At 44.6% G+C, this 13341-nt stretch carries 8 protein-coding genes; 6 read left to right on the top strand and 2 right to left on the bottom strand.

Features of this window, described 5'->3' with window-relative positions:
* Positions 1 to 138: 138 nt before the first annotated feature.
* Both leuB and leuA read right to left on the bottom strand, forming a co-directional pair.
* On the bottom strand, positions 139 to 1230 hold the full coding sequence (leuB, locus tag BCT11_RS14285) for a 3-isopropylmalate dehydrogenase (RefSeq protein WP_005430431.1): 1092 nt from the start codon (positions 1228 to 1230) through the stop codon (positions 139 to 141).
* Between the two features lie 94 nt (positions 1231 to 1324).
* Entirely contained in the window at positions 1325 to 2872 is a 1548-nt protein-coding gene (leuA, locus tag BCT11_RS14280; protein WP_010445640.1) for a 2-isopropylmalate synthase, read from the bottom strand.
* A 580-nt stretch (positions 2873 to 3452) separates the two neighbouring features.
* Here leuA and BCT11_RS14270 point away from each other — a divergent pair.
* The 6 genes from BCT11_RS14270 (at position 3453) to BCT11_RS14245 (ending at position 12937) form a co-directional block, all read left to right on the top strand.
* The gene (locus BCT11_RS14270; RefSeq protein ID WP_102388573.1) at positions 3453 to 6521 is read left to right on the top strand and encodes a thrombospondin type 3 repeat-containing protein; all 3069 of its coding nucleotides are present in this window, start codon (positions 3453 to 3455) and stop codon (positions 6519 to 6521) included.
* A 236-nt stretch (positions 6522 to 6757) separates the two neighbouring features.
* Positions 6758 to 7549, top strand: a complete 792-nt coding sequence (locus tag BCT11_RS14265; protein ID WP_102388572.1) for an SH3 domain-containing protein — start codon at positions 6758 to 6760, stop codon at positions 7547 to 7549.
* Positions 7550 to 7740: 191 nt separating this feature from the next.
* The gene (locus BCT11_RS14260) at positions 7741 to 8289 is read left to right on the top strand and encodes a phosphatase PAP2 family protein (protein ID WP_102388571.1); all 549 of its coding nucleotides are present in this window, start codon (positions 7741 to 7743) and stop codon (positions 8287 to 8289) included.
* A gap of 3 nt (positions 8290 to 8292) precedes the next feature.
* A complete protein-coding gene (locus BCT11_RS14255) occupies positions 8293 to 9339 on the top strand; it encodes an MJ1255/VC2487 family glycosyltransferase (protein WP_042599775.1) in 1047 nt (348 codons plus the stop codon).
* A gap of 530 nt (positions 9340 to 9869) precedes the next feature.
* Complete coding sequence (calR, locus tag BCT11_RS14250) at positions 9870 to 10835, top strand: LysR family transcriptional regulator CalR (RefSeq protein ID WP_038866143.1); 966 nt, start codon at positions 9870 to 9872, stop codon at positions 10833 to 10835.
* A 293-nt stretch (positions 10836 to 11128) separates the two neighbouring features.
* The gene (locus BCT11_RS14245; protein ID WP_102388570.1) at positions 11129 to 12937 is read left to right on the top strand and encodes a long-chain fatty acid--CoA ligase; all 1809 of its coding nucleotides are present in this window, start codon (positions 11129 to 11131) and stop codon (positions 12935 to 12937) included.
* Positions 12938 to 13341: the final 404 nt, after the last annotated feature.

The raw sequence follows: 13341 nt of genomic DNA, 5'->3' as shown, positions 1-13341 counted from the left end.
GACACCCATTTATCCAGTTATTTAGCGAACTAAACGCCTTAAGATAAATGGGCTTGCTGCCTTGCTATTGCACCAATGACTTGGAGGAAAGCCATTGGTTGACCGAGGATTTAGTATTTATTATGAATCTGTTTTGTATTAAGAGTTTAAGATGTACTCAGCGATCTTATCGCCCATCTCAGACGTCGAAAGTGCTGGGTTGTCACCAGCAAGGTCACCCGTTAGCTCACCCGCAGATAGTGCTTTTGAAACGGCCGTTTCGATGTCTTGTGCCGCCGTTTCTTCACCTAGGCTGTAACGCAGCATCAGTGCAGCAGATAGGATTTGTGCCACTGGGTTAGCGATGTTCTTACCTGCGATATCTGGCGCACTGCCGCCTGCTGGCTCGTACAGACCGAATTTGCTTTCGTTTAGGCTCGCTGATGGCAACATACCCATAGAGCCAGTGATCATCGCGCACTCATCAGAAATGATGTCGCCGAAGATGTTTGAACATAGCATTACGTCGAACTGTGCTGGGTCTTTGATAAGCTGCATGGTTGCGTTATCAATGTACATGTGTGACAGCTCAACATCTGGGTAGTCTTTTGCGATTTCTTCGACCACTTCACGCCATAGGATTGAGCTTTGTAGAACGTTCGCTTTGTCGATTGAGCACACTTTCTTGCGACGTAGACGAGCAGACTCAAAAGCGATTTTTGCAATACGTTCGATTTCGTAGCGGTGGTACACCTCAGTGTCGAACGCTTTCTCTGTTGGACCTTCACCTTCACGACCTTTTGGTTGGCCGAAGTAGATGCCGCCCGTCAGTTCACGAACAACAACGATATCAAAACCACGACCGGAGATGTCTGCACGCAGTGGTGAGAAAGCTTCAAGACCTGAGTGAATTTGCGCTGGGCGTAGGTTACAGAACAGTTGGAAGTGCTTGCGTAGTGGTAGTAGGGCACCGCGTTCAGGTTGGTCATTTGGTGGCAAGTGTTCCCACTTAGGACCGCCAACTGAGCCGAATAGGACTGCATCAGACTCTTCACACGCTTTTACTGTGCTTTCTGGAAGTGGGCAACCGTGATTATCAATCGCGATACCACCTACATCGTGCTCGTCACGCTCAAACGCAATGCCGTGTTTCTTTTCGATTGCATCTAGCACCTTGTGTGCTTGCGCCATTACTTCTGGGCCGATGCCGTCGCCTGGTAAAACGGCAATTTTGTATGATTTGTCTGTCATGGTAATCCTTTAATTTTTCTAAATTTTTGAGTTTGTCTAAAACGAATTTGGTTGGAGCCTGAGTTGTGAGGCTCAAGCTCCAATGAATTAATCATTAAACCGTCGCAATTCTCTTTTGCTTCATCTCTTCAATCTTATCGGCACGATGAATGCTGTTGATAACGTGTAATAGCGCTTGGCCAGATGCTTCTACGATATCGGTAGAAACACCGGTACCGTGGTACTTACGACCTTTGTAGTTAGCGATGATGTCTGCTTGACCAAGACCATCTTCACCTTCGCCTTTTGCCGTTAGGTCGAACTTGTCTAGGACGATCTCGTAACCTGTCACGCGGTAGATACATTGGTATAGCGCATCAACTGGGCCATTACCGACGGCAGCTTCACACATTTCTTCATCGCCACATTGCATTTTGACGCTGGTGGTTGCCATTACGCTGCCAGATTGCACGCTTAGGTAGTTCAACTTGTAGAAGTCGTCTTCTTCACGCAAGTTCGAGAAGTGCATTAGTGCTTCTAGATCGTAGTCGAACACCTGACCTTTGCGGTCAGCAAGCTTCAAGAAGTCTTCGTACAACGCATCTAGGTTGTACTCTTCTTCTTTGTAGCCCATCGCGTCCATGTGGCTCTTAACCGCAGCACGGCCACTGCGACTGGTTAGGTTCAATGCTTGGTTCTTAAGGCCAATCGACTCAGGCGTCATGATCTCGTAAGTGTTTTTGTTCTTTAGCATGCCATCTTGGTGAATACCGGAAGAGTGGCTGAATGCGTTAGCACCAACGATTGCTTTGTTGCTCTGGATTGGCATGTTACATAGTTGACTCACCAACTTGCTGGTACGGTGGATTTCGTCGTGTTTTAGACCCGTATGCACACCCATGAATTCTTGGCGCGTTTTTAGGATCATCGCGATTTCTTCAAGAGAACAGTTACCCGCACGCTCACCGATACCGTTAATGGTGCCTTCTACTTGGCGAGCACCCGCTTGAACAGCGGCGATAGAGTTAGCAACCGACATGCCCAAGTCATCGTGACAGTGAACAGAGATGATCGCTTTGTCGATGTTTGGTACACGGTTGAATAGAGTTTCAATGATGCCACCGAACTCACTTGGCACAGTGTAGCCAACGGTGTCTGGAATGTTGATGGTGCTTGCGCCAGCATCGATGGCTGCTTCAACCATGCGGCACAGGTTGTCGATTGGCGTACGACCTGCGTCTTCGCAAGAAAACTCAACGTCATCGGTGTAGTTACGCGCATGTTTTACGGCTTTTACGCCCATTTCTACAACATCGTCGTAGCTACGGCGTAGTTTGTCTTGAACGTGAACAGTCGAAGTTGAGATGAAAGTGTGGATTCGAAATGCGTCCGCGACTTTTAGCGCTTCAGCAGCAGCATCGATATCTTTCGCAACGGCACGCGAAAGGGCACAAACTCGGCTATTTTTGATGTGTTTTGCAATGGTTTGTACGGATTCGAAATCACCCGGAGAAGAAACAGGAAAACCCGCTTCGATAACATCAACGCCTAGCCTTTCCAGCGCATAGGCAATCTGCAGTTTTTCTTTAACCGTCAAGCTTGCTGACAACGCTTGTTCGCCATCACGCAATGTGGTGTCGAATATAATGACCTGATCGTTCATGTTTGCTTCCTTCATGATTTCTGCACTTTTCGTGCAATTTAATCGTTTACTTCCGGTATTTAGATATAAAAAAACCCGCATTTGCATGCGGGTTTCTTAGAAATTGGTGTGGTTATTTTTCTTCCACAGCCTACCCGCGCGAATTGGTCACGATCAGGAGGAGGCTAAGCAGGATAGAAAAACGTGCTGACATAGTTGTTAAGCATTCCACAAAATTAAGTTAACAAATTAGTACCGCACTCAATGGAACACGTCAACCCTAAAGTCGATTTTTTATTCATATCGGATGAGTGGATTTCTGTTAATGGCTTTTAGGAGGACTCAAGCGTTGGCGGCTATTCGCAGCGTGAATCGTTTTTATTTTGCTCAGAGGGTGCGACTTTTTAGTCTCATAATAGCTTTAAATGCAGGTGTTTATTGCGCTTTGATACTAAATGTAACCGTTTGTTTTACTGAGTTTTAGTTACGTAATATTTCTTAGTTCTTTTCGATCGAGCTCTTGTTATTAGTTGGGTGAATATATTACGACTGGCGGAGAGATATTTAAAATGGAGGGCAAATTAATCAAGGATGGTGAGTTATGTTTTATAAATCCCGAGTTGCATTGGCGATCAGTAGTGCTTTGGTTCTCTCTGCTTGTGGTGGTGACGATTCCAATCAGCCAACGGTTATCGACAATGTGTTAACCGTTAAGGTGATAGATGGCTACATTCAAAATGCAAAAGTATGGTTAGAAAGAAAAGACAGCGTTAACTACATTTTGGAAGACGGAGAGGTAAGTGGTACCACTGATGAAACTGGTGCGGTTTCTCTGGATCTGACTCAAATCGATGACATTAACGACTACCAACTCATCACCTTTGCTGAAGCAGGTATCGCGATCGACGTAGATCATGGTAAACCCATTGCTGAAGATCTGTTGATGGTCGCTTATCAGGGCAAGGTTGTTACGCCATTAACGACATTGGTTGAAGCTAAAATGCGCATGGGCGTTACCAATGCTAGTGAAGCGGATGCTTATCAGCAGGCAGTAAGCGAGGTTGCACAAGCTCTTGGGGTAAGTGAAGCGTCGGTGGTTTCTGACTATATTGAATCCCAAACAGAAGAGGCGAAGAAAGTACAAAAAAGTGCGGTCTCTTTAGTTGCTTCTGGTGCTATGCCTGCCTCCGTTCAAGAGCTTGAACAAGCCCAAAACATTATCGCAGATTCTGAGCAAGTGAACCTTTTGGTCGAGAATGCTGGTGATGATCATATCGTGATTAAAGATCCTGAAACGAATGAGCTGATGCTCGTTTCCACTCATGACAGCGATGGCGATCTTATTATTGATGCGCTTGATGCCTTTCCTAATGATGATACTGAATGGTACGACACCGACGGTGATAAGGTTGGGGATAATCAAGACGTTTTCCCTCTTGACCCAAGTGAGAGCAAAGATACAGACAAAGACGCTGTGGGCGATAATGCAGATGCTTTCCCTAACGATCCCTCAGAAACGAAAGACAGCGATAAAGATGGTGTCGGTGATAACAGCGATGCCTTCCCAAATGATGCCTCAGAGTCTAAAGACAGTGACACGGATGGTGTTGGTGACAATAACGATGCCTTTCCAAATGATCCATTAGAGTCTAAAGACAGTGACAAAGATGGCGTTGGTGACAATAGCGATGTTTTCCCAACTGATGCATCAGAATCTAAAGATAGCGATAAAGACGGTGTCGGCAACAATAGTGATGCTTTCCCAACTGACGCATCAGAATCTAAAGACAGCGATAAAGATGGCGTTGGTGACAATAGCGATGTGTTCCCAACTGATGCGACAGAATCTAAAGACAGTGACAAAGACGGAGTTGGCGACAACAGCGACGCTTTCCCAAATGATGCATCAGAATCTAAAGACAGCGATAAGGACGGTGTTGGTGACAACAATGATGCCTTCCCAAGTGATGCCTCAGAATCGAAAGACAGTGATAAAGATGGTGTAGGCGATAATGCAGATGCCTTGCCAAACGATCCGACGGAAACACTGGATACCGATGGAGATGGGATTGGTAACAATGCTGACAACGATGATGATGGTGATGGTTACTTAGATGCTGAAGATAACCAACCACTTGAAGCCCTCAACATACCGAATACGTTAGCGCAATGTGTTGCTTCTTTACCTGAGAATCAGTTCTCTACAGTGGGGATTGATGAAAGGCGAGACAGTAAGCTTTATTCCATTAAGCGAGAAATGAACAATGGTGACACCCAACAGTTTTCTCAAACCGAAATCTTACTTGGCCAGCAATCAGGCTTACCTAATGGATTACTGTCGGATCGAACTTTCCATGTTACCCAAGTGACACCGGATTTTGGTGGTGCTGTCAGTGAATGGGATCCGATTGCAGAGTTAGAGTATACCGACGCGGTAAGCGGTATGTATTACGGTTTACATGACACCTACTATCGTTGGTGGGGTTTTGTCCCTACGATTCAGCAAGAGCACGACGTGGTACTCAATACTCCACTAGTTGTTGATTACACTCGTATCCATAAATGGAACACCGATGTCGAGTCTCCAACTTTTAATCAAGACGCCACCACTTTGTTCTACAAAGGAAAAGACATTTTAAATGTGGATGGCACTCTCGTTGAAGTGTGTATTTCAGGGAATGAGGGCAACTATGCCTTTGTAGACAACGATGGCAGCAACGAGCCTGTGCCAGTATATATTTCAGAGACAACGACAAACTACACCGCTAGCCAAAATCTGGTGGTGAAAAGTGAACGTTCATACATGGAGTATGCTGACGAGGCAAAAGTGACGCCTGTTTGGGGATGGAGTAACTACGTCAAGCAATTGGAAGGCTTTACCATCAATCATCAAGCTTATGGTAAAGACCCGATACTCTCTAGAGTCCCAGAAGGTGAGTTCGCCACTTTCGAGCAATGTTTGGCTTCTCTAGAAGAGGGTGAATATGTCGCTGAGGTTGGCGATATCAACACCTACCGAATGCAGCGCTCTCGCTTCAATGAGTTTGATGAGTATGTTGAGCAGGAGGCGAATTACGAGTGGCACCTGTTAGTGAATGAAAACTATCAGTGGAATGACATGAATGTTCGTCTGGAGCAACTGTTTGCGATTTTACTCGATAGTACCGCCTGGTTTAAAGAGCACTACCATCGTGGTCAAAACGGAGATTGGCTGGGCGTAGAAGGGTATGAGCCGAATAGTGATGTTGATATTAAATGGGGTTCTCGAACGACTAAGCAACTAGCGTGGAGCGAAAATGCTTATTATCGAATTCCTAATGTTACGTACAGTCAATTCTCAATCCATGATCCTTCCACTCAGTATGGCAGCGATAGTGATGACGACCAGCTCGTTGATTGGCGCACTGGTAACGTGATGTACAGCCAAACCTACGCGGGCAAGAAAACGATTAATTACGATGTGGACGGCCAGCAATATCAGGCGGAGGTATGCCAGCAGTTTAGCTACAGTACTTCGGAGTATTTTGATGAAGCAGGGACAAAATTGGGTGAGATGACGGAATGGCAACGACAGGTTGATAGCTACGATAGTAAGGGAATCGTACAGCGAGAGCGAAGCAATAACACCTGGTCAACAGAAGTGTGGAACCGAACTTCAACCAACCATTAACGAGTCGAAAAGCGGTTACTTTGGTAGCCGCTTTTTTTTGCACACTTATTAGTGCGTGGAAAATTGTATTCGAGCAAGTCTTAATCATGAGAGGAGTAATAGAGATAGAAGTTTTATACCGCACGCTTTGCGAGCTATCACACAAAGGGGTTAATTGATTAGCCTAATTCCATTAGAGCGTTTTATAGTAGAGCGGTTGCATGGATGGATTTTACAAGCAAATAGGTTGAGGATTGATGGATTTCGCGAAACAACTCGGACGTTCGACACTGGCGATAGCGGTACTTTCTCTGTCTGGCTGTCAGCTGCTTCAGTTTGGATCGGCTGAAGCAACGGCTTCTTCTGTGATGAGAAATGATCATGCCCAAAGTGTCATGGTGATTAATCATCAAATGGATCAGTATTTAAGTGAAGATGGACGCGAGTCCTTTTTAAATCAAATGCTGGTGGCATTGGAATCAGATAACCGCGATAAGTTTAAAGGTAAAGACCCGGACACTTACACATGGTGGAAGATTCGTGTTCAGCCAAATCAATGGAAAGAGGCTGAAGTCAGCCGTCCCGTCGTTGAGGGTGTGGACACATCAAAAACGTTAGAGTTTATGGATGTCTCTTATCGTTCGAAAACCACACTTAACTTGCGATCTAATCCTAGCTTAGATGGAGAGAAGTTGGGGGAGCTAACAAAAGGTGAAGTGTTTAACGCGATTGCCAAAGTGGAAGGAGAACCTTGGTTTTTGGTTGAACAAAAAGGCCTGATCAGAGGTTATGTCCATAAAGACTATGCTCGCAGCAATGTCGTGAATCGCGATATTCTTTCTATCAAACCTAACCCTCTGTTAAGTGACGAAACTTCATCGGTAGATAAGCCAAAAGATAACGAGTTGTTCGGTAGTTACACCTGTCGTGATCTCAGTTACGAACTGACCAAAAATGGCAATATCACCACAGGCTCGCTTCGAGCCTGTCGCAAGCAGAGAAAAATCTGGTATATCGATGCGCCAGCTGAGAGCTCGGATCGATCGTAATTCGCAACGCCTACCATTTTGAATCTTCAGTGATACCAATATTGTGTCACTGAAGCCTATGCCTCTTCAGGCTTTTCCCCTCTCTCTCTGAAACATCATTTGTCATCAATTGTCCAAATTCTCGTCATGTAGCTGTCACTTTCAGCACCTACTTTTCATACAAAGGTATTGTCAAAGTAAAGGGAAGTAACATGCGAGCTTTAGAGACAATTTCACAGCCAATCGCCACTATCGCTAAGTTCGATTTGGCGTTTTCTAGTGTGTGCTTACAGCACCGTTTTAATCAGCAGGTCGCCAACATCAGTAAAGGGGTCTCACACAGCGGAGATGGGCACCTTTATGTTGTACTTGGTTTGTTAGCCTGGTTTTTAGATCAACAGCAAGGGCAGTGGTTTTTACTCGCTGGTCTGATTGCATTTGCTATCGAGCTCCCGATTTATTGGACGTTAAAGAGCAGCTTTAAACGACGTCGGCCCGAAGAACTGAGCGCAATGCTTCCTGCTTTTATTACCCCTTCAGATCGCTACAGCTTACCTTCTGGACACACGGCTGCTGGTTTTGTGATGGCGACCATCATCAATCATTTTTACCCAGAGCTTGGAACTTTCGCCTTTGTGTGGGCGAGCTTAATTGGCACGTCGCGCGTTTTGCTCGGGGTGCATTTTTTCACTGACATCATCATTGGCGCTTTGTTAGGCGGCCTTTGTGGTTCTATTGCTTTGGCCATAGTAGGAGGCTAATGAATGAAAATCCTGTACGGTGTTCAAGGAACGGGAAATGGTCACATTGCTCGAGCGAGAGCGATGAGTGAGGCATTTAAAGCGCATGAAGTTCAGGTTGATTTTCTATTTTCAGGTCGTGAGCCTGAGAAATATTTCTCGATGGAAGCATTCGGTGATTATCAGACGTGTCGAGGTTTTACTTTTATCACAGAGAAAGGCTCGGTAAATTACGCCAAAACGGTATTGAGCAACAATCTGATTCAGTTTTTCAAAGAAGTTCAGCAACTGGATTTGTCTCGCTATGACTTGGTTATCAATGATTTTGAGCCCGTTTCAGCTTGGGCGGCTCGTAAGCAAAACAAACCATGCATTGGCATCAGTCACCAAAATGCGTTCCGTTATCCAGTACCACTGAAAGGCGCGAGTTGGTTCGATAAGTCTGTCATTGAGCATTTCGCTCCTTCGCAGCATCATTTAGGGTTGCATTGGTATCATTTCGACCAACCGATATTACCTCCGATTGTGCATACGTTAGAAAACACCATGGATAACGACGACTTTGTTTTAGTGTATTTGCCATTCGAATCGATAGAAGACATCAGTGATTTGCTGTTTCATTTTAACCAACAGACGTTTGTTTGCTATCACCCTAACGTGATTGAGTGTGAGCGGATTGAGAATATCGAGCTGAGACCGCTGTGCCACACCAACTTCCAGCATCACCTTCAACGTTGCAGTGGTGTGATTGCCAATGGTGGGTTTGAATTGCCATCGGAGGCGTTGTCATTGGGCAAAAAACTTTTGCTCAAGCCACTCGCTGGACAATTTGAACAGCAGAGCAATGTTGCAACATTAGAAGATCTTGGTCTAGCCACATCGATGGAGAGTCTGGATATTTCAATTGTTCGTCAGTGGTTGAAAGAGCAGCAAGCTGAAAGCGTCAAATACCCAGACGTAGCGAAAGCCATCGCATCATGGGTCTTGCAAGGTGCGTGGGACACACCAGAGAAGCTCTCTGAAGAGCTGTGGGAGCAAGTTGATTTTCCTAGCTACGTCTCCAATATATAACCCATTCATTTGTCTTTTCAATAACAGCAGTTTCTTTGCGAAGCTGCTGAATTTTTATGCCCTCAATATCATTTCTATTCACTGTGATTTTGCTGCCTCTTTAACTGATTTGTGCACTTTGTGAACCAAAGTATTGACGCTGGTTTTTGAAGTGGACCGCAAAGAATAAGTTGGGCAAATGAGTTGTGTGAGCCTTGTAGAATGTCATTAACGTGCTAAATAGGTTGTCAGAAATCTCTGGTTTAGTCGTTTTATACTTTTTTATGTTTTTCTTAAGGTTATGATAATTAAAGATTAAATACCTAATTGGCTAAAATTTAATGATTAAATATCAATCTAGTTGCGAAACCTTGATTGATTAGTTGATAGTACAGTTCAAGCCGGAAATATCCGGACGATAAATATAATACAAATTCGGTGTTCTATTCCTGAAAATGATCTGAATCCAGCCACGGTTGTTTGTGCGCACAGAGATTCTATTCGTTAAGAATTCATTGAACCAAATTGACGATTACAAAGAGGCGCACTCAATGTTAGATAAAAAAGACGCGATGAGCGCAATTGCTAGCTACCGTATGGAAAGCACATTGCGTGGTGTAGATTTAAACCTATTGACCGTATTTGATGCTGTGATGCAAGAGCAAAACATTACTCGTGCAGCGCACAACCTAGGCATGTCACAACCAGCAGTAAGTAATGCGGTTGCACGTCTAAAAGTGATGTTCAACGATGAGCTATTTATGCGTCAGGGTCGCGGTATTCAGCCGACTCAACGTGCTCGTCAACTGTTTGGTCCAATCCGCCAAGCACTACAACTTATCCGTAATGAACTACCAAGCTCAGTATTCCAACCAGAGTCTTCAACTCGTCTATTTAAGCTAGCGATTTGTAGCCCATGTGACATGCGTTTTGCACCTCGCATTATGGCGAACGTCAACGAGCAAGCGCCAAGCGTACAGCTTCACCTAGATGCGGAATTTGATCGTCTTCTATCTGAACGCATGCGCTACCAAGAAATCGACTTCGTAATTGACTATGCACGTTTCGATGACCAAGGTTTCTCAAGCACTGAAATCTTCAAAGATGAGTTAGTTGTGATTGCATCTAAGACGCACCCTCGTATTCAAGGTGGCGTATCTGCTGAGCAACTGATCAACGAAAAACACGCGAAGCTTTCACGTGTACATGGCCAACGTAGTTTCTCTGAGCAAGCGTACCGTGAGCTTGACTGCCAAGCTGCGTACGAAGGTTCAAGCCTAAGCAACCTGCTATACGTAGTAAGCCAATCTGAACTTGTTACGATTGCACCACGTTGGATGGCTGAAAACGCAGTAAACAGCGATCAACTACAAATCCTAGATTTCCCGTTTGAAAACAAAGAAATCAGCGGTTACCTAAGCTGGCATGAATCAAGCGAGAAAGACAAAGGCCACATCTGGCTACGCGACCAGCTAATGATCACTTGTGGTGAAGTGGTTGCGCTTAAACAAGCTTAATTTATCGTCTGACTAACTGGTCAGACTGGATTTGTAATCATCAATTTTTACAATTCCTTGGCCCCGAGAGTACTCTGTCTCTCGGGGTCTTTTTATTTCTGCTAATTAATAACCGAAACAGCGACTTAAGTTGATTAAACCTTCAACAGTTAAAGACCTGCTATGCTCTCATTAGTGATAGTGCTCTCTTAATAATGATAAGTTTGATAATGGTCAGTTGCGTTTTTAGGCGTCGAGGTTACACTTGTGCGCTCAAATAGCTTACGCCTGCAAGCCAAAAGGTAATGTAGAGAATGGCCAAGTTAGATTTTCATATCGTTAAACGTATTCGTGAACAAATTGCGAAAGGTGGTACTCGTGTTGCACTCAAACATAAAGTGGGTGATGCATGGCAGGGTATTACTTGGGAGCAGTTTGGGCAGCAAGTAGATGCTTTGTCACTTGCACTTTTGGCTCAAGGATTGGGCGTTCAAGATAAGATCGGTATCTTCTCGAACAATATGCCGCAATGGACCATCGCTGATTTTGCAGCGCTGCAATTGCGTGGCGTAACCGTACCTATCTACCCAACCAACACAGCAGCGCAGTCTGCTTACATCATCGACAATGCAGACGTAAAAGTACTGTTTGTCGGTGAGCAGCCTCAATTTGACGCAGCCGTCAGCATCTTTGGCGAATGTCAGCAGCTAGAACTGATTGTCGCGATGTCGAATGACATTGAACTTGGCGAACACTCGTTTGCAATGACGTGGGATGATTTCATCGCTAAAGGTGACGATAGTCATCAGAGCGAATTAACTTCTCGTTTAGAGCAGGCGCAAGAAGAAGATCTTCTTACATTGATTTATACCTCTGGTACCACGGGACAGCCAAAAGGCGTAATGTTGGATTACGCTAACATTTCGGCTCAGCTTGAAGGCCACGATGAGCGTTTAAGTTTGACGGAAGATGATGTGTCTTTGTGTTTCCTTCCGCTATCACATGTATTTGAGCGAGCTTGGACGTTCTATGTGCTCTACAAAGGCGCGACTAACTGCTACCTACAAGACACCATGCAAGTGCGTGATGCACTAAGCGAAGTGCGCCCTACTGTTATGAGTGCGGTACCTCGTTTCTATGAGAAAATTTTCTCTGCTATCCATGAGAAAGTATCCCGTGCTCCAATCCACCGTAAAGTGATGTTCACGTGGGCAGTTAACATGGGCGCGAAGATGGCGGCATGTCATCAAGAAAATCGCAAGCCATCGTTGATGCTGCGTAAGTCATACGCTCTGGCGGATAAACTGGTTCTGAGTAAGCTACGCGCATTGCTGGGTGGTCGCATCAACTTCATGCCATGTGGCGGTGCGAAGTTGGATGAGACGATTGGTCGCTTCTTTCACGCAATCGGTATCAACGTAAAGCTTGGCTACGGCATGACAGAAACAACAGCAACAGTTTCTTGTTGGGATGACCAATGCTTTAGTCCTGACTCTATCGGTATGGCAATGCCTGGCGCACAAGTTAAGATCGGTGAAAACAACGAGATCTTAGTGCGTGGTCCAATGGTGATGCGTGGTTACTACAAAATGCCAGAAGAAACCGAGAAGACTTTCGACGAACATGGTTTCTTGAAAACGGGCGATGCAGGTTACATTGATGAAAATGGCAACTTGTTCATTACTGACCGTATTAAAGAGCTGATGAAGACCTCAAATGGTAAGTACATTGCGCCTCAGGTTGTTGAAGGTGCGATCGGTAAAGACCACTTTATTGAGCAGATTGCTGTGATTGCCGATACACGTAAGTTTGTATCTGCGCTGATCGTACCGTGTTACGACTCGCTAGAAGAGTACGCAAAAGAACTGAACATCAAATATCACGACCGCGTTGAGTTGATCAAACACCACCAAGTGGTAGAAATGTTAGAGAAGCGCGTAAACGACCTACAAAAAGAGCTAGCGAAGTTTGAGCAAGTTAAGAAATTCAAACTGTTACCAAAAGCTTTCTCGATGGATGAAGGTGAATTAACACCGACTCAGAAATTGCGTCGTAAAGTGATTAACGATAAATACCAAGATGAAATTGAAGAAATGTACAACGAAAAGTCAGATAAAAAGTAACTTAAGCTGACTTAGATTTCAGATTGATGAAAAAATCCCCAGCTGGCTTGATTATGCCGTTGGGGATTTTTTTGTGCCCGTATTTCACACTTATTAATCCCCTTCTTGAAGGAGAAATTGTTCTTTTTGGTGATTTTTGGTGAAATTATTCACTTTATTTCTCCCTTGAGCATGGTCTTGATTCTAATTTGTGCTTATTGGTTAGTGCCTAATCCTAGTTTTGTTCTGATTTATAGCATCTTGTTTAAATTTTGACTCAACTCTCATTAGACCCATTGATAATAAAACGTTACATTTGTTGTGTTACCTTGCGTTTTGTTATGACAAGCGCAGGACATAGCTGAAAAAGTGGAAGTATTTCTATTAGGCTACGAATAAGACCTAGACTATGTAAAACCAGCCCA

Source organism: Vibrio sp. 10N.222.52.B12, from assembly GCF_002875385.1.
GTDB lineage: Bacteria > Pseudomonadota > Gammaproteobacteria > Enterobacterales > Vibrionaceae > Vibrio > Vibrio jasicida.
The sequence above is the reverse complement of the archived record's forward strand: the minus strand, read 5'-3'. Positions and strand labels throughout refer to the sequence as shown.